At 58.5% G+C, this 24,653-nt stretch carries 23 protein-coding genes; 12 read left to right on the plus strand and 11 right to left on the minus strand.

Translation table 11 applies throughout. From position 1 onward, the window contains the following. The first annotated feature begins 78 nt into the window (after nt 1-78). Nucleotides 79-768, plus strand: a complete 690-nt coding sequence (trhA, locus tag CKALI_RS02055) for a PAQR family membrane homeostasis protein TrhA (RefSeq protein ID WP_156191727.1) — start codon at nt 79-81, stop codon at nt 766-768. On the opposite strand, the gene CKALI_RS02060 is transcribed toward trhA, so the two are convergent. Then, nucleotides 765-1,751 carry an acyl-CoA thioesterase gene (locus CKALI_RS02060; protein WP_156191728.1) on the minus strand — a complete coding sequence of 329 codons (987 nt, stop codon included), beginning with the start codon at nt 1,749-1,751 and terminating at the stop codon, nt 765-767. The two genes, trhA and CKALI_RS02060, sit on opposite strands and share 4 nt — an antisense overlap. Before the next feature lie 68 nt (nt 1,752-1,819). Between CKALI_RS02060 and CKALI_RS02065 the strand changes: the two genes are divergently transcribed. From CKALI_RS02065 to purM, 4 genes are all read left to right on the plus strand, one after another. Beyond that, a complete protein-coding gene (locus tag CKALI_RS02065; RefSeq protein WP_156191729.1) occupies nt 1,820-2,203 on the plus strand; it encodes a sterol carrier family protein in 384 nt (127 codons plus the stop codon). 84 nt (nt 2,204-2,287) lie between these two features. Beyond that, complete coding sequence (locus CKALI_RS02070; protein WP_156191730.1) at nt 2,288-3,004, plus strand: VIT1/CCC1 transporter family protein; 717 nt, start codon at nt 2,288-2,290, stop codon at nt 3,002-3,004. 44 nt (nt 3,005-3,048) lie between these two features. Further along, nucleotides 3,049-4,539, plus strand: a complete 1,491-nt coding sequence (gene purF / locus CKALI_RS02075; RefSeq protein WP_231580513.1) for an amidophosphoribosyltransferase — start codon at nt 3,049-3,051, stop codon at nt 4,537-4,539. 14 nt (nt 4,540-4,553) lie between these two features. Continuing rightward, nucleotides 4,554-5,624: a phosphoribosylformylglycinamidine cyclo-ligase gene (purM, locus tag CKALI_RS02080; RefSeq protein ID WP_156191732.1), complete on the plus strand. Its 1,071-nt coding sequence runs from the start codon at nt 4,554-4,556 to the stop codon at nt 5,622-5,624. A gap of 163 nt (nt 5,625-5,787) precedes the next feature. Here the strand turns inward: purM and CKALI_RS02085 are convergent, their stop codons facing one another. Together CKALI_RS02085 and ygfZ are read right to left on the minus strand one after the other, a co-directional pair. Further along, the gene (locus CKALI_RS02085) at nt 5,788-5,997 is read right to left on the minus strand and encodes a DUF3073 domain-containing protein (protein ID WP_156191733.1); all 210 of its coding nucleotides are present in this window, start codon (nt 5,995-5,997) and stop codon (nt 5,788-5,790) included. A gap of 201 nt (nt 5,998-6,198) precedes the next feature. After that, a complete protein-coding gene (gene ygfZ, locus CKALI_RS02090) occupies nt 6,199-7,239 on the minus strand; it encodes a CAF17-like 4Fe-4S cluster assembly/insertion protein YgfZ (protein WP_407643756.1) in 1,041 nt (346 codons plus the stop codon). Between the two features lie 31 nt (nt 7,240-7,270). Between ygfZ and CKALI_RS02095 the strand changes: the two genes are divergently transcribed. After that, nucleotides 7,271-8,125: an aminodeoxychorismate lyase gene (locus CKALI_RS02095; RefSeq protein WP_156191735.1), complete on the plus strand. Its 855-nt coding sequence runs from the start codon at nt 7,271-7,273 to the stop codon at nt 8,123-8,125. 2 nt (nt 8,126-8,127) lie between these two features. Here the strand turns inward: CKALI_RS02095 and CKALI_RS02100 are convergent, their stop codons facing one another. Together CKALI_RS02100 and CKALI_RS02105 are read right to left on the minus strand one after the other, a co-directional pair. Continuing rightward, entirely contained in the window at nt 8,128-8,751 is a 624-nt protein-coding gene (locus CKALI_RS02100) for an FABP family protein (RefSeq protein WP_156191736.1), read from the minus strand. A gap of 17 nt (nt 8,752-8,768) precedes the next feature. Next, on the minus strand, nt 8,769-9,527 hold the full coding sequence (locus tag CKALI_RS02105) for an LmeA family phospholipid-binding protein (RefSeq protein WP_156191737.1): 759 nt from the start codon (nt 9,525-9,527) through the stop codon (nt 8,769-8,771). Between the two features lie 37 nt (nt 9,528-9,564). Here CKALI_RS02105 and mshD point away from each other — a divergent pair, with 37 nt between their 5' ends. The 5 genes from mshD (at nt 9,565) to pstB (ending at nt 14,873) form a co-directional block, all read left to right on the plus strand. Continuing rightward, nucleotides 9,565-10,503, plus strand: coding sequence for a mycothiol synthase (gene mshD, locus CKALI_RS02110; protein ID WP_156191738.1), 939 nt, complete (start codon nt 9,565-9,567; stop codon nt 10,501-10,503). Nucleotides 10,504-10,703: 200 nt separating this feature from the next. Further along, nucleotides 10,704-11,807: a phosphate ABC transporter substrate-binding protein PstS gene (gene pstS / locus CKALI_RS02115; RefSeq protein ID WP_156191739.1), complete on the plus strand. Its 1,104-nt coding sequence runs from the start codon at nt 10,704-10,706 to the stop codon at nt 11,805-11,807. A 242-nt stretch (nt 11,808-12,049) separates the two neighbouring features. Next, on the plus strand, nt 12,050-13,111 hold the full coding sequence (gene pstC / locus CKALI_RS02120) for a phosphate ABC transporter permease subunit PstC (RefSeq protein WP_156191740.1): 1,062 nt from the start codon (nt 12,050-12,052) through the stop codon (nt 13,109-13,111). 10 nt (nt 13,112-13,121) lie between these two features. Then, the gene (gene pstA, locus CKALI_RS02125) at nt 13,122-14,045 is read left to right on the plus strand and encodes a phosphate ABC transporter permease PstA (protein ID WP_156191741.1); all 924 of its coding nucleotides are present in this window, start codon (nt 13,122-13,124) and stop codon (nt 14,043-14,045) included. 51 nt (nt 14,046-14,096) lie between these two features. Continuing rightward, a complete protein-coding gene (gene pstB / locus CKALI_RS02130) occupies nt 14,097-14,873 on the plus strand; it encodes a phosphate ABC transporter ATP-binding protein PstB (protein ID WP_156191742.1) in 777 nt (258 codons plus the stop codon). A 204-nt stretch (nt 14,874-15,077) separates the two neighbouring features. On the opposite strand, the gene phoU is transcribed toward pstB, so the two are convergent. Then, a complete protein-coding gene (gene phoU / locus CKALI_RS02135) occupies nt 15,078-15,806 on the minus strand; it encodes a phosphate signaling complex protein PhoU (RefSeq protein ID WP_156191743.1) in 729 nt (242 codons plus the stop codon). 47 nt (nt 15,807-15,853) lie between these two features. Continuing rightward, nucleotides 15,854-16,999 (minus strand): tRNA dihydrouridine synthase DusB, encoded by a 1,146-nt coding sequence (gene dusB, locus CKALI_RS02140; protein ID WP_156193628.1) that lies wholly within the window; start codon nt 16,997-16,999, stop codon nt 15,854-15,856. 243 nt (nt 17,000-17,242) lie between these two features. On the opposite strand from dusB, the gene CKALI_RS02145 reads away from it, so the two are divergent. Next, the gene (locus CKALI_RS02145; RefSeq protein ID WP_156191744.1) at nt 17,243-18,754 is read left to right on the plus strand and encodes an acetyl-CoA hydrolase/transferase family protein; all 1,512 of its coding nucleotides are present in this window, start codon (nt 17,243-17,245) and stop codon (nt 18,752-18,754) included. Between the two features lie 68 nt (nt 18,755-18,822). Here the strand turns inward: CKALI_RS02145 and cydC are convergent, their stop codons facing one another. Genes cydC through CKALI_RS02165 form a run of 4 tightly spaced genes read right to left on the minus strand, consistent with a single transcriptional unit; the run spans nt 18,823 to nt 24,433 of the window. Continuing rightward, nucleotides 18,823-20,385, minus strand: a complete 1,563-nt coding sequence (gene cydC / locus CKALI_RS02150; RefSeq protein ID WP_156191745.1) for a thiol reductant ABC exporter subunit CydC — start codon at nt 20,383-20,385, stop codon at nt 18,823-18,825. Further along, nucleotides 20,382-21,941 (minus strand): ABC transporter ATP-binding protein/permease, encoded by a 1,560-nt coding sequence (locus CKALI_RS12325; protein ID WP_156191746.1) that lies wholly within the window; start codon nt 21,939-21,941, stop codon nt 20,382-20,384. The genes cydC and CKALI_RS12325 overlap by 4 nt, the downstream gene beginning before the upstream one ends. Beyond that, nucleotides 21,942-22,925, minus strand: a complete 984-nt coding sequence (gene cydB / locus CKALI_RS02160; protein WP_156191747.1) for a cytochrome d ubiquinol oxidase subunit II — start codon at nt 22,923-22,925, stop codon at nt 21,942-21,944. A gap of 2 nt (nt 22,926-22,927) precedes the next feature. Next, on the minus strand, nt 22,928-24,433 hold the full coding sequence (locus CKALI_RS02165; RefSeq protein ID WP_156191748.1) for a cytochrome ubiquinol oxidase subunit I: 1,506 nt from the start codon (nt 24,431-24,433) through the stop codon (nt 22,928-22,930). Nucleotides 24,434-24,653: the final 220 nt, after the last annotated feature.

Here is a 24,653-nt window from a genome sequence, read left to right on the forward strand (position 1 = left end):
AGCACTCGGGTAGGGGTGTCGCTATTTCGGCGTGTACGCTGGGGAATCTATTGCATCGCAGGAGTGAGTACGGAAGGAATGCCAGTGCAAACCGAACATGTTGTCAAGGTGACCTACCGGCTCAATCGGGGTAGTAGACCTATTCTTCGTGGCTGGCTGCACTTCGTTTCTGCCATCATCGCGGTGCTAGCAGGAACCATATTGTCGACAGTTGCCTGGATGACGTTGACCTGGCAGCAGGCAGTCGCCGTGACGATCTACGTCCTGGGCATCGTGACTCTTTTTGGGGTCTCTGCGTCTTATCATCTGGGGCCCTGGCGCTCTGCGACAACAGTGCAATGGTGGCGTCGCGCCGATCATGCCACCATTGCTGTCTTTATTGCAGCGACCTACACTCCGCTCTGTGCCATTCTTTTTGATGCAAAGACCGCCACCACCATGCTCCTTATCGCCTGGTCAGGCGCTATAGCTGGAGTAATTCTCAACCTAGTGTGGATCAACCATCCACGGTGGCTGGATGTCGTTGTTTACCTACTCATCGGTTGGCTCATCGTTCCATTGGTTCCGCAGGTTTGGCGAGCCGGAGGATCGACAGTGGTCTGGCTCTTGTTCGCCGGTGGCATTGTGTACACACTCGGCGCCATTGTTTACGGGTTCAAGTGGCCAGGTCGTTCCGCGAAAATAATGGGCTTTCACGAACACTTTCACACCGCGACAGTAATCGCGGCAGCACTGCACTTTATTGCAGTGTGCCTGGTAGTTGCCTAAGTAGTGTGGTTGACTGCCCGCTGAGCCACCAAGGGCTGTGGCGAGTACTGCGAGCGCAGCTCGCGGAGGGTCGCAGCGTGCTCCCACAGGCGCTGGTCTTCTTCGGTCTGAGGGGTGAATTGACGGGCAGGGAGGGGGTTGCCGTCGATGTCTACGGCGACATAGGAAACGGTGGCGTGGATGGCAGTCTGTAGGTTGTCGCGACCGCCGCGTGGTGCGCCGGAACGGACGTGGATGGACGTTTGCATGCCACGCGAATCGGTACGGATCAGGCGGGCATCGACCTCGATGAGGTCACCAATTTGGATCGGGCGATAGAAGCGAATGCCACCAGCGTAGACGGCCACAGTGTGCTCGCCGGACCACTCCATGGTGCAAGCAGCTCCTGCTTCGTCGATCCATTCCATAGCCGTGCCGCCGTGCACTTTGCCGCCCCAGTTAACGTCAGTCGGCTTGGCCAGGAAGCGAGTGATCAATCTCGGCGCGTCGGATGGGCCATCGTAAGTCTGCTTGTTCATCTCCGATTCAATCGCCTGGCGTAGCTCAATGCGGGACAGCGCTGCCTGGTGCATCCGAGTCTCTTCTTCAGTTGTCGGCTCGTAGGGTGGAACTGGGACGGTGGTGCCAGTGGCGGTGTCTTTTGCTACGAAGATCACCAAGCAGTCGCAGGCGCGAGTAAATTGCCCATCTCGTGGATCTGCCGAATACACCTCGTTCACGATGTGCATCGAGGAGCGGCCAGTCATCGAGATCCGAGAGCGAACCTCCACCATGTGGCCCGAGGGAATCGGGCGGAAAAAGTGAATGTGGCCGACGTAGGCAGTCACGCAATAGGTTCCCGACCAACCTGTGGCGCAGGCATAAGCAGCCTTATCGATCCACTCCAACACTCGTCCGCCGTTGACACCATGGTTACCTGCCATAAGGACATCCGTTGGGGCGGCTAGGAAGCGAAGTGTGATGGCAGGGGTACGATCAGGCATTGTTTAACTTTCAGTCGATAAAATAGCAGAAATGTAGCGGTAGTCACACTATAACCGACGGGAGGATCATGCCTAGGCACAACAAGCCAGATCCAGAAGCGACCCGCGCAGCTGTTGCCGCCGTGCGGGAATGGGTCGAAAATCCGGATGTCACGCAACGCCCGACTAGGGGCATGCTTGCCGACGCCGTTCGCCTCACCGCGCGCACCTTGGAACACATCGCGCCGGGCCATGCCGTCGAAGTGCGAGTTCCACCGTTCGTGGCAGTGCAGTGCATCGAGGGGCCACAACACACGAGGGGGACTCCACCGAATGTGGTGGAAATGGATCCGCTCACGTGGCTCCAGCTTGTCATAGGGAAAATGTCACTTGAGCTGGCACTATCGACTGGTGTAGCCGAGGCTTCGGGCACCCGGGCTCGCGACATTGAGCATTGGCTGCCCTTAGTGTGAGTAGGCTAAGTTTGGTTGTGACCTGCGTTTATGTTGCTTAGACTTTGAATTAGATCTTTTTGATACTAAGCACAAGGGGCAACAATGTCTGATCACTCCAGCGACTTCTTTGAACCACATGCAACGGGCGTCAACTCCAAGCTGAACTGGCTGCGTGCGGGAGTCCTCGGTGCCAACGACGGCATTGTCTCCGTTGCAGGTCTGTTGATGGGTGTTGCCGCAGCAGGTGCCGGATCGAGGGAACTCATGACCGCAGGCATGGCTGCCGTTGCATCTGGCGCGGTCTCCATGGCGCTGGGCGAGTATGTTTCAGTTTCTGCCCAGCGTGACACCGAAAAACAGCTGGTCGCCAAAGAAAAATGGGAGCTGGAAACTTTCCCAGAGCACGAGCATGAGGAACTGGTCGGCATCCTCCAAAGCAAGGGTATGTCAGTTACCACCGCCGAGAAAGCAGCCACTGAGATGGAGAGTCATGATGCATTGGCCGCCCACTTGGACATGGAGCTCGGGTTGGATGCAGAGGAATTCACTAATCCGTGGGTAGCAGCTGGTTCCAGTGCGGTAGCTTTCGTCGTGGGGGCGATGATTCCATTCCTGTGCGCCGTTTTCGCCCCGGTGGATGTACGCATTTGGGTCATCCTCCTCGGCACCCTCATCGCTCTGAGCATTACCGGTGGTTTCTCTGCCAAGTTCTCCGATTCCAGCAAGTCTCGATCGGTGACGCGCCTGGTTATTGGTGGCGCATTGGCTCTCGTGGTTACCTACGGCATCGGCTGGGTTTTTGGCGTGTCGGTGGCTTAGCCGGAATGTGGTAGTTGGGTCTCTAACAAGCTACGATGAACACCGTGGTAGACAACGGAAACTTTTCCCGCCCGGATCTCGATGACCACGGTGAAAACGCCCCTCGTGAAGAGTGTGGCGTTTTCGGTGTGTGGGCTCCCGGCGAGGACGTCGCAAAGCTCACCTATTACGGCCTGTACGCACTGCAGCACCGAGGCCAGGAAGCTGCTGGTATCGCAGTGGGTGACGGCGATTCGATCGTTGTTTTCAAGGATCTCGGGCTCGTCTCCCAGGTGTTCGATGAGCAGTCCCTTGGTGCGCTGAAGGGTGATCTGGCCGTTGGACACACCCGCTACTCGACGGCGGGAGGCGTGTCCTGGGAGAACTCCCAGCCAATGTTCCGGGTGACTCCTGATGACATCGACGTTGCGTTGGGGCACAACGGCAACCTGGTCAACTACGTCGAACTGCTCGAAGAAGCAACCGAACTGGGCCTGGTCGACCCCGCGTGCCGCCCATCCGACTCCGACATTATGACTGCGCTGTTGGCTCACAATGCCCGCGACGGCAAGACAATTTTCGACTCCGCTAAGGAGCTGTTGCCCCGTATCAAGGGTGCCTTCTGCCTGACCTTCATGGACGGAAACAGCCTCTACGCAGCGCGGGATCCGCACGGCGTGCGCCCGCTGTCCATCGGTCGCCTTGATAGCGGTTGGGTAGTTGCTTCTGAAACCTGCGCCCTCGATATCGTTGGTGCGTCCTTTGTGCGCGATGTTGAGCCTGGTGAGCTGCTGCGTATCGACGCCTCGGGCATTCACACCGTTCGCTTCGCCGAAGTCGGCCGGAAGCTCTGCGTTTTCGAGCATGTGTACCTTGCCCGTCCAGACTCCGTCATTTCCGGTCGCTCCGTCCATGCCAGCCGCGTCGAAATCGGTCGAACTCTCGCTCGCGAATGGCCAGCAGAAGCCGATATGGTTATGCCGACGCCAGATTCCGGCACTCCAGCTGCTGTGGGCTACGCCCAGGCTTCGGGTATCCCGTTCGGACTCGGTTTGGTCAAGAACGCGTACGTAGGCCGTACCTTCATTCAGCCAACGCAGACCATCCGCCAGCTGGGAATCCGTTTGAAGCTGAACCCGCTCAAGGAAGAAATCGCCGGCAAGAAACTCGTGGTCGTGGACGACTCCATCGTTCGCGGCAACACTCAGCGCGCCTTGATCCGAATGCTGCGTGAAGCAGGTGCCGCCGAGGTGCATGTGCGTATCGCATCACCCCCGGTGAAGTGGCCTTGCTTCTATGGCATTGACTTCGCCTCACCTGGTGAGCTGATCGCTAACAACGTTGATGGGCATAACGAAGTAGCGATGGTTGAATCCGTTCGCGTCGCGCTCGGCGCAGATTCGCTCGGCTACGTTTCTGTAGAAGGCATGGTTGCCGCTACCGGCGAACAAGCCGACAACCTGTGCTGTGCCTGCTTCAACGGCAAGTACCCGCTGGGATTGCCGGAAGGCAACGCCAACGCCGACCTCGTCCGCTCCATGCAGGAAAACAACTAACAAGGAAACCACCAATGACTGAAAATAACGAACAAATTACGTCGTACGCTGCCGCTGGTGTGGACATCGAAGCCGGCGATCGCGCGGTTGAACTGTTCGCGCCATTGGCAAAGCGCGCTACGCGCCCCGAGGTACGGGGAAATCTCGGTGGCTTCGCTGGTTTGTTTGCCCTGGGCAAGTACAAGGAGCCCCTCCTAGCTGCCGGTTCTGACGGTGTGGGCACAAAGCTTGCAGTGGCGCAGGCAATGGATAAGCACGACACCATCGGCATCGACCTTGTTGCTATGTGCGTGGATGACCTCGTTGTTTGTGGCGCGGAGCCACTCTTCCTGCAGGACTACATCGCCATTGGCAAGGTTGTCCCTGAACATGTCGCACAAATCGTTGCCGGTATCGCTGAGGGCTGTGTCCAAGCTGGCTGCGCCCTGCTCGGTGGCGAGACCGCAGAGCACCCTGGTGTTATGGAACCATCCCACTACGACGTGTCCGCAACCGCTGTGGGCGTCGTGGAGGCTGAAGAGCTGCTCGGCCCAGACCGTGTTCGCGCCGGCGACGTGTTGATCGCCATGAAGTCCTCCGGTCTGCACTCCAATGGTTATTCTCTGGCTCGCCACGTCCTGCTGGAAAAGGCAGGACTGCCATTGGATGCTCACATGGAGGAACTTGGCCGCACCCTCGGCGAGGAACTGCTGGAGCCAACCCGTATTTATGCCAAGGATTGCCTTGCACTGGCCGCAGAGTGCGAAGTCCACACTTTCTGCCACGTCACCGGTGGCGGGCTGGCTGGCAACATGGTCCGCGTGATCCCAGAGGGCATGGTGGCAGAGATGTCCCGCGCGACGTGGACCCCGGGTCCAATCTTCCGCACTATCGAAAAGCTCGGCACCGTGCCACAGGAAGAGATGGAAAAGACCTTCAACATGGGTGTCGGCATGGTTGCCGTCGTGGCAGCTCAGGATCGCGATCGCGCCCTGGCCATGCTCACCGCACGCCACATCGACGCTTGGGAGCTCGGTACCGTCCGCTCCGCAGGCGAAGGCGAGACCGAGCGCGCAGTGCTCAAGGATTCCCACCCAGACGCTTAAGTGCGAAGAATGCCGGATCTGGTGACATGCCACTGTCGTAGAACGCGACGTTGGGCAGTGTGTGTCACCAGATCCGGTTTTCGTATGTCTGGGTACACCAAAGCGAGGTAAGAGCTTCGATTCGAGCTCTTACCTCGCTGCATGCTGGTGAGGTGTGCAGGTGCTAGCGGCGACCTGCTTCAGGAGTGTCGTCCCAGTCATCTACCCACTCGGAGTACGGATCCTCGTTGCTTTCAGAACTTGCTGCACCGCCATCTCGTTGAGACTTCCCGGCGAGTTCACGCTGGAGCTGATCGAGATCCATCTCTGGCGTGTTGTACTTAAGCTCACGAGCAACCTTGGCTTGCTTTGCCTTGGCACGGCCGCGACCCATGGCCTGACCCCCTTGGAGTAAACGGGACGAACGAAGGTCGTCGCCCCAGGGCTTGATATCTATATGTGTGTATTCCTGTAAGACACAATAGCGGGTAGTGACGAAAAATGCTCAAACGGGGTTATGACCGTCGGAAATGTCGTGAGACAAATCGAGCAATCCGCGAAACTTGCGACGTTTCTACCTTGTAAAACACCCCAATCAGTCTGCTACCCCCATTCCTCGCAACCGGTTGATCGCGGCGCGGCCCGGCCGCTCAGCAGAGTCATCCGGCACGCTACTTAGATCCACGGCCAAGGCGGTTTCTCCCGACATCAATTCCGAGCCGAGTGCTGAGCGTTTCACCAGGCCGAGAGCGATAGGGCCGAGCTCGTGGTCGTGGACGACAGTGCCCAATCGGCCCACCGTCCGGCTGCCAGCGACAATAGGGTCGCCAGGTGATGGCAGCGCTGGGGCGGAGCCGTCGAGGTGCAGAAGAACCAAGACACGTGGGGAGCGGCCGAGGTTGTGGACGCGGGAGACCGTCTCCTGGCCACGGTAGCAACCCTTCTCCAGGTGGACGGCGCGCTCAATGAGGGTAGGTGCTTCGTGGGGGATGGACTTGTCATCCAAATCAGCACCCAGCTCCGGTTCCAAAGCCTTGACTCGCTCAGCAGTAAAGCCCATGAGGCCCATGAGAGCAGCGCCGTGGGATTGGAGATCGGTGACGGTGGCGTCGATAAGCGAGCGCGACACCGCAATGTCGACGCGGCGCGGGCCGGACCAGGCCACGTGGCGGGCGAAAACGCAGTCGGGGAGGGGGAGGTCGCCGAGCAAGGTGAGAATGGCGAGATCGGTGTCTGTGATGGTCACCTCGGACCAGAACACCATCTTCTGTAGGTAGGAAAGCAGCGAGGCGGATTGGGAGGCGGGGACATCGAGGTAGAACGTGCCGTCGCGGAGGGCAACGTCAGCGTGGTGGAGGATGCGTCCTTGGCTGTCAAGATCGAGGGCGGAGGCGGAGAACCCGTCTGGGGCGTCGTCAAGTTTCTGCGACAGCAGATTGTTGAGGAAGGTGGCGGCATCTGGACCGGAGACAGCAATCACAGCGCGGTGAGAACGGTCAACGACGGCGGGAAGCTGACCTTGCTCAACCAAAGGTGCACCGTAGTGCCAGGCGACGCCAGCGTGATCGATCGGGGAATCCTCAACCAGGCCCGTCGCGCCTGGACGAGACAGCAGGGGAGAAACAGTAGAAGTCACAAAGCCGATAGTAGCGCGTAGCCTGGGAGGCATGAGTCCTCTGATTTACATCCTGGAGCCCTTTGGTGGCTCAACCCGCGAACACAGCCCTGCGCTGCCGATGCTGTTTTGGGATGATGCCGCCGTTACTCGTGGCGATGGCGTTTTTGAGTCAATCAAGATCGTGGATGGCAAACCAGTCAACCTTGAGCGGCACCTGGATCGCTTCGTACGCTCGGCCACGCTCCTCGGGCTAGATGCCCCCATCCGCGAGCATTGGGCGGCAGCCACTAAGGAAGCAGCAGTCCAGTGGGCAGAAAAATATGGGGAGGGTGAAGCTGCATGCACTTGGACAATGTCGCGTGGCCGGGCGAGCCGCCCTCATATTCCCAGTACCTGGCTAGTGGTAAAGCCAATCGGAAAAGACATCCTGCGACAGCGGGCTGAAGGCGTCAAAGTGCTCACCGGGCCGCGTGGGTACCAGCTCACCGAAACACCACCGTGGAGCATCAGCGGCGCCAAGACACTCGCGTACGCAGAGAACATGGCGGCGCTACGTTACGCTCGCGAAAAAGGCTACGACGATGTTATTTTCACCGACGGCGAGCAAGTGCTGGAAGGCGCAACTTCGACCATCATCACCCTGCGCGGAAACAAGGTGCGCACACCGCAGCCGGGCGGGCCAGTCTTGCCCGGAACCACCCAGGCGCGACTATTTACTGCGGCAGAAAAGGCGGGCTTGAGCTGCAAGGAAAAACCCATGTACCTTGGAGATCTGCTCAAGGCTGATCAAGTGTGGCTCGTTTCCTCCACCAGAGGGCCAGTGCTGGTCACGCAGCTCGACCAGCACGTGCTGAAGCCAAGTGGGGATCTGAAAGCGATCCGGAAATTGCTCTCAGAAGGCTAGAACTAGCCGATTACACGCTTGAGCTGCGCAGACATCCGCGGGCGGAGCTCGCCAGCAACCATGCGCTCGTCGACCCAGCCAAGTTCGTTCGTTGGAAGCAGACCGTACAGGCGCTTGCCGGGGCCCAGCGCGGACGGGCCGCTGGCGGTAACCATGGTGGAAGCTGACTCGAGTTCCCAGGCACGCTCGTTGAGCGGGTTGCCGTAGAGGATTTCGACCACACCGGTGGAGTGGCAAAGAATGAATTCGATGTCATCCTTTAAATCAATGCGGATGAAGCCCGTCTCGCGCATATCCAGGCCAGTGGAATTGCCTTCATCATCGAGTTTCCACATTTTCGAGTTGTAGGCGATGTAGTTCTCGCCGTCGTGGGCAAACGTGATCTCCTGGCCGAAGTTGTACTGGCCGTCCACGGCGGTATCCGTCTGGCCCTCGCCACGCCACACACCAATCAGCGGCAGCAATGCGAGGAGGCCATCGTGCAGATTTGGTCCCTGGCGCAAGTTGGCGGTGTCATCTGGAATCGGTAGTTCACCGAGGCCCGGGATATTCCGGTCTGCGGTGTGCCTTGCCTGCTCAGCGGCTAGGTTGACGGCGTCGGATCCACTCAGTGAGTTTTCGTTCATATCGACCAGCCTAGCGGTTAGTTCAGTGCGGGCTCCAACTTGGAGATCGGAGAAAGATTCGTCGCGTCGATCGTGGTGTTGCGTTGCTCAGCCTCAAAGTAAATAGAGCCACCGCTGCAATAAACGCGGTTGGTCTGCGCTGGAATAGGCAAAGTGCGACTGTCGATAGACCAAGTGAAGGCGGCCAACGCCTGCTGTTCTTTGTCCGCAGGGCCGGATACGTAGCGGTCAGGGGTCATCGTGATGGTCAGGCCGGATAGCCGCAGCTTTGCGACGACAGTGACTGGTTCCTCGAACCCTTCCGGGGTTCCTGTGAGTTGGACCTCTGAGGATGGTCCGCCCGAAGGCGAGATGTCGTACGGATTGGACATATCCAGGTCAGTGATGCCGAGCTGCTCGCCCATAGCGACGCCGTCGAGTCGCACGATGCGGGTCACGAGTTTGGCTGGTGCCGAGTTGATCTTCCCGCTCAGGATTTCCTGACGACTAAGTTTTAGGTCTTTGACTTCAGTGCGCGCGTTAATCATGCCGAATCCCGGCACATCCACGTCCAACATTTCAGCGCTCATCACTGGGGTGGTTTCGCGCCACACATTGGCAACGTAGGGAAACCCGCCCAAAAAGATACGGGGCGCGACGCTAAGACGCGAATGGTACTGGGCATCCTTCGCGATCCGTTGTTCAGCGCGTATCGCGATGGCATTGTCAACCAGCCAGCCAGCGACCAACACCACGACAACACAGGCAGCAACCGCCCAGCGAATGGATAGTTTCACCCCTCTATTCTTACCGGATCAACTAGCCTCGGTTGCTATGAAGGACATTTCCATCACCCACGCCTCGCTTATCGACGACACTGATCTCCGATCACAGGTTGCCGACCTTATCAACGAAGTCACCGCACATACCGGCATTTCGCCGCTATCTGAACAGTTCGTGCTTGGCCTTGACGATCCTCGGCTCCGGCATCAGCACTTGGTAGCTCACGTCGACGGCGAATTGATCGGAGCGATTGCCATAGATGAGGCCCCTGATGTGCCGGTGGCGGAAGTGGTAGTTCGGGGGGAGGGGCGTCGAGAAGCGCAGGCGCTGGTTGGTTCGGTGCAGCAGCGCCCCGTTGACGTGTGGGCGCACGGTCCCAGCCCGGTTGCTGACTTGCCGGATGCCGATAAGGTCCGGGAACTTCTAGTGATGAGCCTGCAAGAGAGAATTGAGTCACTCCCAGTTCCAGCGGGCTATGAAATCTTAACCTTGGCGCAATCTCGCGAGCGGTGGGGATCGTGGGTTGATGAGGAATTTCTCCGGGTAAATAATGAGGCATTTTCTTGGCATCCCGAGCAAGGCGGTTGGGACTTGACGAGGTGGGCGCGTGCTCAAGAAGCTGTTTGGTTTGATCCGGAGGGAGTCTTTCTGTTGTGGGGTACCCCCATTGATGTGTCCGAAAAGCCAATTGTTGAGAAAACAATGACTTTGATGGGATTCCACTGGACAAAGTGTGCAAGGTCACATTTGGTTAATACTGGGGAAAATGTTGGTGAAGTTTACGTGGTTGGATTGGCGGATGCCGCTCGGGGTCGAGGGTTGGGCGGGTTCCTCACTGTTACTGGAGTGGCTCACCTGCAGGATAGTGGCTGCGACCAGGTAATTCTGTATGTAGAGGCGGATAACGTTCCTGCCGTTTCGGTGTATGAAAAATTGGGTTTTGCTGTGACCGAACGGCATGTTCTTTATAGGTTTAGCCATAAAGATTAAAGAAAACTCCGGGTTACAAAGGTCTATCGGTTCGACTTTGGTAAAGATTTGAAACCTAAATTCACCCAATGTTTACCTTGTGGGTTCCTTTTGGAAACTTCCACCTCATAGGTTGCATAACGAAGCAACGTGTTGTGTCTTAAAGGTCTCAATTTCGTTGCCTGAAGAAACCCATAATCAATGCACCGGAGGAATTCCCCGTGATCCGCAACTTCAAGCGCACCGTCGCTGTCCTGGGCGCTGTAGCCGCTGGCTCCATCGCCCTCACCGCTTGCTCCGAGAGCAACGAGACCACGTCCGGCGATGCCGGCACCAAGATCGAAGGCCTGTCCGGTACCACCGGCAACCTCGTTGCTGAGGGCGCTTCTTCTCAGCAGAAGGCTGTTGACCTCTTCGGCGTTAAGTACGCTGAGGCTGTCTCCGGCGCTAACTTCTCCTACACCCCATCCGGCTCCGGCTCCGGCCAGAAGCAGTTCATCGCTGGCCAGGTTGCCTTCGGTGGCTCTGACTCCGCTCTGAAGGATGACCAGATCGAGGCTGCTAAGCAGCGTTGTGGTGGCAACGAAGCATGGCACCTGCCAATGGTCATCGGCCCAGTTGCAGTTGCATACAACGTTAAGGGTGCTGACAACATCGTTCTGACCCCAGAACTCACCGCAAAGATCTTCAAGGGCGAAATCACCAAGTGGAACGCTCCAGAGATCGCTGCTATCAACAAGGATGCAAAGCTTCCTGACACCGACATCAAGGTTGTCTACCGCTCTGAGGAGTCCGGCACCACCGATAACTTCCAGAAGTTCCTGAAGGCTACCTCCAACGGCGTTTGGGAAGGTTCCGGCAAGTCCTTCCCAGCTGCAGTTGGCGCTGGCGCTAACGGCTCCACCGGTGTTGTCGGCGAGGTTTCCGCAACCGAAGGTGCTATCACCTACGTTGAGGCTGGCTTCGCTAAGGACGCTGGCTTGGGCGTTGCAAAGATGGACTTCGGTCAGGGTGCTGTTGAGCTGAACAAGGATTCCGTCAACAAGGCACTGGCAAAGCTTCAGTACAAGGGCGAGGGCAACAACATGGTTGTTGACTCCACCAAGCTCTTCGAGATGAAGGAAGCTGGCGCATACCCACTCGTGCTCACCACCTACGAGATCGTCTGCTCCGCTGGCTACGACGCTGAGACCTCCGGTCGCGTCAAGGACTTCCTGAAGGTTGCACTGGCTAACCAGGGCTCCGACCTCGAAGCTCTCGGTTACATCCCAGTTGACGGCGAGTTCAAGAAGAAGCTCGAGACCGCTGTCGACGCCATCAAGTAATTCACTTGAATTCGGGTGGGGGCATGGCCCCGGGGGCTGCAGTTCCCGCCCGCTTAAATGTGCGATAAGCGCATCCCAATTGCCCTCGTTGAGTGCCACTACCCAACGGGGGCAATTTGGTTGAGCAGGATCGATGTTGGTGAACGAAGCGACTGCGGTTGCCCAAAGACTTACGCCACACTCACCAATACCTGCCCGACCGAGCCCATTTCACACCCCAAGCTCTAAGGAATTGTTCCCGCATGGCTGAAAAAATCGCTGGCCACGGCGCAGACCTCATCGGGGAGGAGCGCGCTGACGATGTCATCGCTACCACCCACGGTGCCTCTGTACCCAAGAATCCAGTACCCGTCGTAACCACTTCCAGCACTGTGAAGCGTCCAGGCGACCGAATCTTCGAGTTCCTCTCTACTGCTTCCGCTGCCACCATCTCCGTCATTATCGCCGCGGTCGGTGCCTTCCTGCTGTGGCGCGCCGTTCCATCCCTCATGAACAATGCTGAGGGGCTCGGCGGCTTCTTCACTTACTCCGGCGACTGGAACACCGCTGATACCAGCGCGATGTACTTCGGTATCCCGAACCTGCTCGCCGTGACCTTCACGATTTCCATCGTCGCGTTGATCATCGCTATGCCAGTTGCACTGGGCATAGCGATCTTCCTCTCTAACTACTGCCCGAAGTCTCTGGTCAAGCCACTCGGCTTCCTCATCGACCTTCTCGCTGCAGTTCCTTCGATCGTTTACGGTCTGTGGGGCGCCAAGGTTCTCGGCCCAACACTGTCCGGCTTCTTCGAGTGGATCAACAGCTGGGGCAACGGCTTCTTCCTGTTCACGCACTACACGAACTCTCCGTCCTTTGCTACCTCCCGCAACATGCTGACCGGTGGCATTGTTCTGGCAGTGATGATCTTGCCGATCATCGCCGCTACTGCACGTGAGGTCTTCGTCCAGACGCCAAAGGGCCACATCGAGTCTGCACTCGCACTTGGCGCAACCCGCTGGGAAGTTGTCAAGCTCACCGTGCTCCCATTCGGTCTTTCCGGCTACATCTCCGGTTCCATGCTGGGTCTGGGTCGTGCACTTGGTGAGACCATGGCACTGTACTTGGTTGTTTCTCCATCGTCCGCATTCCGTGCTTCTCTGTTCGACGGTGGCACCACCTTCGCAACGGTGATTGCAAACGCTGCCCCAGAATTCAACGACGACATGAAGGCCGGCGCCTACATTGCTGCAGGTCTGGTCCTGTTCCTCCTGACGTTCCTCGTGAACGCAGCAGCACGTGCCGTCGTCAACAACAAGAAGTAGGTCGATTGACATGTCACACGCAGTAGACACCAAGAACGCAGATGCTCCACTGAATAAGACCTCTGCCTTCACTCACATTTCTTCCCAGCGCAAGACTGTCGATGCCATCGCACGCGGCGTCATTTACTTCGCAATGTTCCTGGCCTTCATTCCGCTGGTTTGGGTGCTGTACGAAGTTATCTCCAAGGGCCTTCCTCCAGTGCTGGGCGCTGACTGGTGGACCAAGTCCCAGAAGGGCCTGCTTTACACGCTTCCAGGCGGCGGTGCTTCCCACGCCATCATCGGCACGTTCGTGCAGGCTGGTATCACCTCGATCCTCTCCATCCCAATCGGTATCTTCACCGCTATCTACCTGGTGGAGTACGCCGACAATAACCGCCTCGGTCGCATCACCACCTTCATGGTCGACATCCTGACTGGTGTTCCTTCCATCGTCTCCGCACTGTTTATCTACTCGGTGTGGATCGTCCTCTTCGGCTTCGAACGTTCCGGTATCGCCGTGGCTTTGGCCCTGGTGCTGCTCATGGTGCCAGTTATCGTCCGTAACACCGAAGAAATGCTGCGCGTTGTTCCACAGGATCTGCGTGAAGCTTCCTACGCCCTCGGCGTGCCAAAGTGGAAGACCATCGCGAAGATCGTTCTCCCAACCGCCCTGTCCGGTATCGTCACCGGCGTCATGCTGGCTGTTGCCCGCGTGATGGGCGAGTCTGCTCCAGTGCTGATCCTCGTGGGTTCCACCCAGGCGATCAACTGGAACCCAATGTCTGCCCCGCAGTCCTCTTTGCCACTGATGATGCTGGATATGTACAAGGCCGGCTCTACTCCTGCAGTCATGGACAAGATGTGGGGTGCTGCTTTCACCCTGGTATTCATCATCGCCGTGCTCAACATCGGTGCACGTATCATTTCCGCGAAGTTCTCGATCAAGCAGTAACTTCCTTCACCACCCGCTTTCGAAAACATCCACACTTTCAAGGAGACACCGATGGCTAAGAGCCTCGATCTGAAGAACGTCAACATCTACTACGGAGATTTCCACGCGGTGCAGGACGTCAACCTGCACGTGCCACCAAAGTCCGTCACCGCTTTCATCGGCCCATCCGGCTGTGGTAAGTCCACCGTGCTGCGTACCCTGAACCGCATGCATGAAGTCACCCCAGGTGCCACCGTTACCGGCGAGATTCTTCTCGACGGCGAGAACATTTACGGTTCCAAGGTTGACCCAGTATCCGTGCGTAATACCATCGGCATGGTGTTCCAGAAGCCAAACCCATTCCCAACGATGTCCATCGAAGAGAACACCGTTGCTGGCCTGAAGCTGTCCGGTGAGAAGAACAAGAAGAAGCTCCGCGAGGTTGCCGAGCGTTCCCTGCGTGGCGCAAACCTGTGGGAAGAGGTTAAGGATCGTCTGGACAAGCCAGGCGGCGGCCTTTCCGGTGGTCAGCAGCAGCGTCTGTGCATCGCACGTGCGATCGCTGTTGAGCCAGAAGTTCTCCTCATGGACGAGCCTTGTTCCGCACTGGACCCAATCTCCACCCTCGCTGTTGAGGACCTGATTCACGAGCTGAAGGAAGACTTCACCATTGTGATCGTGACCCACAACATGCAGCAGGCAGCCCGTGTGTCTGACCAGACCGCGTTCTACTCCCTGGAGGCAACCGGCAAGCCTGGTCGTCTGGTCGAGGTTGGCCCAACCGCCAAGATCTTCGAGAACCCAGATCAGAAGGAAACCGAAGATTACATCTCCGGTCGCTTCGGATAAGCAGTTCCCGACTCTAAGCTTGCCCGGGAGCATGCCCAGTGTGGCGCTGTCAGTAGGCACCCGGGCAATTGCGCGAAATCCTTAGAGCGCAACCAGTGAAGGCCGTTACCAGGAAAATCCTGGTAACGGCCTTCACTGGTTTTCGGGAAACAAGTATGTACGCGCGCTCGACATCCGCTGAGTAGAACCCGAAGGCAATAATTCCTAGTTGCTAAAGCGTGCTTCGAGCTCGGCAAAGCGCTTAGCCCAGTCGGCTTCCTCGCGTTCCTGGTGGCGACGCTCCTGGTATTCGGTCGGGGTGAGGCCCGTTGCCAGGTACACGATGCGGGCGGCAACGTTCACGCTGTGGTCAGCGAAGCGTTCGAGGAAGCGGGCGAGTAGGGCGACATCTACTGCTGCGACAGTGCCGTGTGGCCATTCGCGTCGGGTCAGCATCATCATGAGGTGGTCGTGGAGGTCATCAATGAGATCGTCATCAGTTACCAGGACCATGGCGACGTCGGCATTCGGGTTGGTTAACAGGTGGCGAACCTTGTCCACCATCTCAATATTCAGGCGTGCCATCTCGGCAAAGTAGGGCAGCAGTGGCTCGGGAACTGCACAGGAAGGGTGACGGCGACGGGCCGACTTTGCAATGTGTTGTGCCAGCGAACCCATGCGGGCGAGGTCATCCACAATGTAAATCGAGGACACCACTTGGCGTAGATCGCGCGCCAATGGTCCTTCAGTTGCCAGGAGCTCAACGGCGCGCTGCTCACAGCGCTGCTGGATTTCCTCCAGCTCTTCCGTCATGGACAGGGCCTCTTCGGCATCCTGGAGATCGGATTCGAGCAGTGCCGTCAGGGATTTTTGCACGGTGATTCGTACCGTGTCGCACAAGACGATCAGATCGTCGGCGAAGGCATTCAAACTATCCCTAAAAGCGGTACGCATAACAAACAGCATAGGTGTTATAGGTTGGCTTGTCCTGGGAAGGGGGACTATCCGCCTGAGTGCATGATCTCGGCGCCCTCGGGAACGGTGTCATCTTCTGGGTCGTCAAGCCAGTGCTCTGGGAGTACTACCTTGCCCGGTGATCCTTGGCGACCACGCGGCCCGTCCTGGTCGTCGGCAAGCGCTTGCGAGTCTGCAAATGGGGCGAGGGACTCCTTGAGGGAAGTGAGCGAGGTGATGCGGGCTAGATCAGCGCGGATCTCGCCACCGACAGGGAAACCACGCATGTACCAGCCCATATGTTTGCGCATGTCGCGCAGGCCGTGTTCCTCACCCATGTGCTCGGCGAGGAGTTCGGCGTGACGGTACATGATGCGCGTAACTTCCCCCAAGGTGGGCGGGGCAGGCTTCTCGACGCCCTGAAGTTCGGCAGCCAGCTCCGCGAACAACCACGGTCGTCCCAAACAACCGCGACCAATGACGACGCCGTCGCAGCCGGTTTCATCCATCATGCGTTTGGCATCCGAGGCAGCGAATATATCTCCGTTGCCGAGTACCGGGATGCCGGTGTGAGCGAGATGCTCCTTGAGTCGGCGGATCTCATTGTAGTCTGCGGTACCGGAGTACCGCTGCGCTGCAGTTCGGGCGTGCAGCGCGACGGCAGCAGCGCCTTCCTCGACGGCAATGCGGCCTGCGTCGAGGTGCGTGTGGTGTTGGTCGTCGATGCCAATGCGCATCTTGACCGTGACTGGGATGTCTGTCCCTTCGGTGGCTTTCACTGCCGCCGCGACGATGTTGCCGAAAAGGCGTCGTTTATAGGGGAGGGCAGATCCGCCACCGCGACGGGTGACCTTCGGTACAGGGCAGCCGAAGTTCATGTCGATGTGATCGGCGAGGTTTTCCTCCACGATCATTTTCGCTGCTTTGTAAGTGTATTCCGGATCTGTTGTATAGAGCTGCAGGGAACGTGGTTGTTCCGTCGGTGCAAAGGTGGTCATGTGCATGGTTTTTTCGTTGCGTTCCACGAGCGCGCGGGCAGTGACCATTTCACAGACGTAGAGACCGGACACCGAGCCCATCTTCTCCAGCTCTTGTTCACGGCAGAGCACACGGAACGGCATGTTCGTCACCCCGGCCATTGGGGCGAGGATGACGGGGGAATTGAGGGTGATGGAACCGATCTGCAAAGACACGGATTCATTGTCCAGCTTTTCGGGGGACACATCAAACTCGCGTCTGAAAGCGGTTTTGGTCATTTCACCCAAGAATGGGTGCATTATGGCCGATGAGGGGCGTGAAATTGCTGATCTTTGGGGGTGGCAAAGGCAAAACTGCATTAGTGTGGAATTCGTATCTATGGTGTACATTGTGTATCCATAGTCACAGGCGCGTGCGACATGGGTCACGCGGCAGCACTGCACAAACAGGAGGAATGAATGTCTGATCGTATTGCGAATGCTCAGCTTCGCGGCAAGGTAATGACTGCTGAAGAAGCAGCACAGTTCGTCAACCACGGCGACAAGGTCGGCGTGTCCGGCTTCACCGGCGCGGGCTACCCTAAGGCCCTGCCTACCGCGATCGCAGAGCGCGCAAAGGCTGCTCACGCCAAGGGCGACGAGTACATGATCGACCTGTTCACCGGTGCTTCCACCGCGCCTGACTGCGACGGCGTTCTTGCTGAAGCCGATGCAATTCGCTTCCGTACTCCTTACCAGTCTGACCCGATCCTGCGTAAGAAGATCAACGAAGGCATCACCCTCTACGCTGACTACCACCTCTCCGAGTCCGGCCTGTACGTTGAGCAGGGCTTCTTTGGTCAGATGAATGTTGCCATCGTCGAAGCTGTCCGCATCACCGAGGAAGGCCACATCGTGCCTTCCTCCTCCGTTGGTAACAACGTTGAGTACCTGGACAACGCTGAGAAGATCATCATCGAGGTCAACTCCTGGCAGTCCGAAGAACTCGAGGGCATGGCGGATATTTACCGCATCAACAAGCTGCCAAACCGCCAGCCAATCCCGATCACCGACGCTGGCCAGCGCATCGGTACCACCTACATCGACATCGACCTGTCCAAGGTTGTTGCTGTTGTAGAGACTGACGCCCCAGACCGCAACGCTCCATTCTCCCCGATCGACGAAGTTTCCCAGGCCATCGCCGGTCACTTCCTCGACTTCCTCGAGGGCGAAGTTGCTGCTGGCCGCCTGACCTACGACTCCTACACCATGCAGTCCGGCGTCGGTAACGTCCCTAACGCTGTGATGGCTGGCCTGCTCGACTCCAAGTTCGAGAACATCAAGGCCTACACCGAGGTTATCCAGGACGGCATGGTCGACCTGATCGACGCCGGCAAGATGACCGTTGCTTCCGCAACCTCCTTCTCCCTGTCTCCTGAGTACGCAGAGAACATGAACCGCGATGCTGCTAAGTACCGCGAGACCATCATCCTGCGTCCACAGCAGATCTCCAACCACCCTGAGGTCGTTCGTCGCCTCGGTCTGATCTGCACCAACGGTCTGATCGAAGCTGACATCTACGGCAACGTGAACTCCACCAACGTCTCCGGCTCCCGCATCATGAACGGTGTCGGCGGTTCCGCAGACTTCACCCGTAACGGCTTCATCTCTTCCTTCATCACCCCATCCGTGGCCAAGGGCGGCGCAATTTCCGCATTCGTTCCTTTCGCTTCCCACATTGACCACACCGAGCAGGATGTCAAGGTCATCATCTCCGAGTACGGCTACGCTGACCTGCGTGGCCTGGCTCCACGTGAGCGCGTTTCCAAGATCATCGCACTTGCTCACCCTGACTACCGCCCACTGCTGGAGGAGTACTACGACCGTGCTCTGAACATCGCCAAGGAAAAGAACATCATGCAGACGCCACACGACCTGGCAACTGCGTTCTCCTTCCACCAGCGTTTCCTCGAGACTGGCTCCATGAAGTAAGTCTTGTAACGCAACTAACGCCGGGTCTGGTTTTCCAGAGCCGGCGTTTTGCTTTCTGTATTGGCTAATTAGCGGGGCTTCGCAGCCTCAGGCTCGTGGGTCACTACTATCACGGTGCGCTCCGCTCGCGCGCCCGGAAGTGGCTGCTCAAGCAGCATGTTCAGGAAGCGCTGCGCGTCCTCGTGGCTCGTGTGCTCGGTCGGCTCGTCCAGCAATAGGACCTCCGCGTCGGAGCACAGCGCTCTGGCGAGCAGTAGGCGGCGTCGCTGCCCGCTGGAAAGCGAGTCTGCGCCGGCCGGCAACAGCTGATCCAACTCGAATGCGCCTAGCCCAACGGCATCTAGAACTTCCCGCATGAGGCTTTCCGACGCCATCGGCGCCGCTACCAGCAGGTTTTCCCTGATAGTGGTGGCGAAAATCCATTCGTCTTCGGGGTGGGCGTGGACGTGTTCCCGCAGCCACGACGGGTTGATTTGCTCGACTGGAATGCCACCGATGGTGCATTGCCCGGAACGGGACGGAATGAGCCCTGCCAGCGTTAGTAGTAGGCTCGTCTTGCCGATGCCACTTGCTCCGGTGATGAGGTGCCTGCTGCCGAAAGGAACTGTCAGGTTCCAGATCTTTTCGCCGCGGGTTAGTTCGAGCTCCGCTGCCTCAATTTCCATCGTTGGGGGAATGAGGGTGCCGGTCGCAGTATCGGGCGCAGTGAGTTCGCGTAGTCTGCGGGCAGCGTCACGGGCGTCAGCTGCGTGAATGGCGGCGGTTGCCAATGGTCCGTGTGCCTCGAATGCAGCTAGGGGCAGCAAAATCAACATGCCGAGCCAGGTGGGTTCACCCGGGTAGAAAAGCAGGCCGACCGCGAGAATGCAGGCCACGGAAAAACCCACCCCAAGCTGCTCTACCAGGGAGGCCCACGCAAGTGGCCGTTCAGCCTTCACGAGGGCGTTGCTGCTGCGTCGGGAGGCGGAGATGGTGGCGTCGATACGCGCAGAACTGAGTCCGGCAACCGCGAACTCGCTGCGATGGAGCAGTTGATCATCGAGGGCGGTGACAAAGCTATCGGCGGTGGCGACGGCTTGGGCGCTGCGGTGGGCCCGTAGCACGAGCCAAGGGACGGCGAGTCCTGTGACACAAAAGCCCGCTGCCAGCATCAGTGCAGCGAAGGGGTGGAGCAGGAAGGCGCCCAGTACTGCGAGGACAGACAGCGTGAGAGCGACACCTGCAGGAATCACGCTGCGGACGATGAAATCGGCTACGCGGTCCACATCGGATCCGAGTCGGGTGAGGGTCTCGCCGCGGGAGAGCGTGTGGGCGCGGCCAGTGGGGTCGGTGGACACGGCTTGAAAGAGTGCGGGACGCAGTCGGGTGGTGGCACCTAGAGCTACCCGGTGGCTGACAAGGCGGTCGAGATAGCGGAACACGGCTCGGCTGATGCCAAGGCCCCGAACTGCCGTGATAGCGACTCCGAGGTCGAGAATCGGAGGCATTTGCCAGGCCCGAGTGATCAGCCAGCCGGACAGCACAGTCAGCGACAGAGCTGAGATGAGCGTGACGCTGCCGGCCAGAATGGACAATATGAGGTCCCGGCGGCGCACGCCGGCTAGCTGCAACAGGAAGCGGAGATCATTCATAGCTGCACCACCTGGTCTGCGATGGCGAGGATGCGGGGATCGTGGCTGCTGATGAGAAGGACGCGGCCGCGCTGAGCTTCACGTTGCAGTAGTTCGGTTAAGCGAATGACCAGTTCAGGGCTCAGGTGAGCGGTGGGTTCATCCAACAGCAGGCAAGGGGCATCAAGCGCAAGGACTCTGGCGAGCGCCAGGCGTTGCGCTTGACCCGCCGAAATACCAGCGCCACCGGAGTGGACGGCTTGGGTTAGAGGTATATCGAGCCCGACTTCGGCAGAGGAGTGCGTCGTCGCTGTGGGTAGCGCCCCCAGCAGCACCAGATTGTCGCCCACAGTTCCGCCGACGAGGGCGGGATGCGCCGGAAGGTAGGCAATGTCTGAAAGCGAGGGCGCCTCGATGTGGCCGCTGACTGCAGAATCGGGAAGTAGGCCGAGAACGGCCAAAAGTGCAGTGGATTTTCCCGAGCCGTTTGGTCCGTGCAATACGGTGATTCGTCCGGGGATGGCAGTGAAGGAGAGCCCCGTTGGTGTCACCCCATCCCGACCACGCACGCTGAGGTCCTGGACGCGGATCTCAGCAGAACCACTGCTGACGTAGGAGCCGTCCAGGGTGCCGGGGGAGTCGATGAGATCGAAGACTTGCTCGGCTGCCGTCATGCCGTCCACCGAGGCATGGAAACTCGCGCCTACTTTTCGCAGCGGAGCGTACACCTCGGGAACGATGATGAGGGCGACCAGCCCGGAAAGCAGCGTCATATCACCCTCCACCAGTCGCAGACCGATCCACACCGCGACCAACGCGACCGACAAGGTGGCGAGGAATTCCAAGGCAAAGGAGGACAGGAACGCCAGGCGCAGCACCGACATCGTCGCGGTTTCATGCGTCTCACCCGTTTTGCGAAGTTGCGAGACGGGAGCCTTCGTCACACCAAGCGCGCGCAGCGTAGGAGCTCCCAGCATGAGGTCTGACAGCTGATCCGACAAGGTGCTGGTTACCTCCAGTCTGCGCTGAGTGTGCGTGCGAGTCAGCACGCCGATTAGCACCATGAACAGCGGGATCAGCGGGATTGTGGCAGCTGCAAGAATGGCAGAGGGAGCGTCGTAGTACAGCAGGGTAGCTAGGGCGATGGGCGTCGCTAAGCAAGTAGCGATAAGCGCGGGCACGTACTCGGTGAGGTACGGCCGCACCCCCTCCAGTCCGGAGGTGAGCGTGGTGCGCCACATCGCGGAATCCTCCTCCACCTGGCGAGGATCGCGACGCTCCAGGGCTTTCAGCGCGGCGAGCCGCAGCTCATCTACCGCCTCGCCCGTGCTTTTCGACGCCCATCGCCGCGCCACAAACGCCACTCCAGCTTGCGCCAGTACAACACCGGCTAACGCGTAGACGAGCTCCCATCGGATAACGTCTTGCTCGATGAGCACGGCTGCTGCAGTGCCAATAAGCGCGGCGCGTGCCACGGTCAACACGGTATCGGCAGCTTGCGCGATACCTGTTAAAACGAGGTGTCTCCTCGCCGCAGGAGCTGCCGCGAGGAGACGCTGGTTGAGAGGAGAAGCCATCTAGACAGAGACTCGCTTGCGGAACACCCAGTAGGTCCAACCCTGATAGAGCAATACCAACGGGGTGAGGAAACCGGCAGCCCAGGTCATGACCTTGAGCGTGTAAGGACTGGAGGATGAGTTGTAGATGTCCAGTGAGACGCCGTCGGCAAGCGTGGTTGGCATCAGATTCGGGAAGAGGGTGCCGAACAGCTGAGCTGCACACATCAGGATCACGACAGCCCAGGCGGCGAAGGCCCAGCCATCGCGCCCCTTGAACAGAGCGAAGGCAGCAGCGAGGGCACACAGCACCAGGATTCCTAGTGGTAGCCACGTCAGGGCCCGACCATGGGCGAGCTGAGTCCAGACCAGGAATCCACCGGCGACAACAATGGCGGGCACGATCAGTTTCTTCGCGATGTCATGAGCGCGCGTGCGCAGCGGTTCGCCGGACTTCAGACCCAGGAACAGCAGGCCATGGATGAGGAAGGCAAGCACGAAGGTCGCGCCGCCCAGCAGACCGAAGGGGTTCAGTAGGCCGATGAAGCCGTCGAACCCGGATTCAATCTGGCGGTTACCGTCGATGGCTACGCCCTTAACGATGTTGCCGAACGCTACGCCCCACAACAGGGCGGCGAGCCAGGAGCCGACAACAATGCCTCGGTCGCACCAGTCGCGCCAATTTTGGGTTTCCACCTTGCTGCGCCATTCCAAGCCGATACCGCGCACGATGAGACCGAACAGGATTAGGAAGAGGGGGAGGTAGAAGCCAGAGAACAAGGTGGCATACCATTCAGGGAACGCTGCGAAGAGCGCTCCACCGGCGGTGATAAGCCAGACTTCGTTGCCGTCCCAGACTGGGCCGATGGTCTTAATCGCTGCAGTGCGTTCTTCCTTCTTCAGCCATGGCAGAATCATGCCAACACCGAAGTCGAAGCCTTCCAGGACGAAATATCCTGCAAAGAGGACCGCTACCAGGACGAACCAGACAGTTTGCAGATCCATTGCTATTTCACTCCTTCAGCTGGGACCGCACCAAAATGAAGTGGCTCAATTGGTGGGGCAGGCGGCCCAAGTACATCCTCGACGTGATCGCTGGCACCAATCGGCAGCGGTCCTTCCAGCACTTTCTTGCGCATGAGCCAGAACCACACGACGGCGAGTGCGCCGTATACCAGGGTGAAACCGATGAGGGATACCCAGACAACCCAGGTCGCGTGATTGGATACACCGAAGTCGACGATCAAATGGATCTGGTCCTCGCCGTTCGGGCTTCCGGGCCCGAACGCCGGGTTCGGGTGCACGATCCACGGCTGGCGGCCCATCTCGGTAAACACCCAACCAGCGGAGTTAGCAAAGAATGGGAATGGGATCATCCACAGTGCGAACTTTCCGAACCACTTCTCTGTCGGGATTCGACCCTTACGAGACAGCCAGAACCCCACCACACACAACAGCAGCGAGCCGACCATGAGGCCGATCATCATGCGGAACGACCAATACGTAACAAACAGGTTCGGCGTGTAGTTTCCTGGCCCGTAGAGAGCCTCATACTTGTCTTGCAGCTGGTTAACGCCCTGCAGTGTGACACCACTGAACTTTCCTTCGGAGAGGAAGCTGAGCACCCATGGCACCTCAATGAGGTGTGCTACCGATTCGCAGTTGTTGTGTGTACCTACGGTGAGCACTGAGAAGTGCGGGTCAAGTTGGCTTTCGCACAGCGATTCCGCGGAAGCCATCTTCATGGGTTGCTGTTGGAACATCAGCTTGGCCTGGAAGTCGCCGGTGATCGCAAGCAAGACCGAAGAAATACCGGTTACCCATAGTCCTAGACGCATGATAGGGCGCCACAGGACTCGGGCAGTGGGGGATTCCTCATTTCGGCTATCTCGAACCAGCCACCATGCGGAGACACCAGCCACGAAAGTGCCCGCCACAAGGAGCGAACCAGCTACGGTGTGCGGCCACGCCATGAGCGCCGTTGGGTTGGTAAGAAGCGCGCCGATACTGACGAGTTCTGCACGGCCGGTCTCTGGGTTGAATACCGCTCCCACCGGGTGTTGCATGAAAGAGTTTGCGACAATAATGAAGTACGCAGACAGGTTAACGGCGAGGGCGACGAGCCAGATCGAGGCCAGGTGGGCCCAGCGGGGCAGTCTGCCCCAACCAAAAATCCACAGACCTAAGAATGTGGATTCGATAAAGAATGCCGCTAAGCCTTCTAGGGCCAGTGGGGCGCCGAAGACGTCGCCCACAAAGCGTGAGTATTCACTCCAGTTCATACCGAACTGGAACTCCTGCACGATGCCGGTAACCACACCCATGGCGAAGTTGACTAAGAACAGGGTGCCGAAAAATTTTGTGGCACGGTACCAGTGATCTTTGCCGGTGACGTGCCATGCTGTCTGCATCGCCGCCACGAGTGGGGCGAGGCCAATAGTTAACGGAACGAAAATAAAGTGGTAAACGGTTGTGATACCGAATTGCCAGCGCGAGACATCAACAATGTCCATACGCGACACCTCCAGGAGAGAATAATGTTCTTAATGCATAGCTTGCTCTTGATTAGTCGGGGGTGCCACTAAGGAGGTTCCCATCACATGGGATGTCACCCATTTCGGGGCTGGCAATTAGATGGGGGTGAAACTTCGGCGAGGGTGGGGTGTTCATTCGTGGGGGCCTACTCAAGCGAGGAGAGCGACCCGGTTTTGTTTAACTATTTTCAAGCGTCTA

The organism is Corynebacterium kalinowskii (assembly GCF_009734385.1).
In the GTDB taxonomy this organism is placed as follows: Bacteria; Actinomycetota; Actinomycetes; order Mycobacteriales; family Mycobacteriaceae; genus Corynebacterium; species Corynebacterium kalinowskii.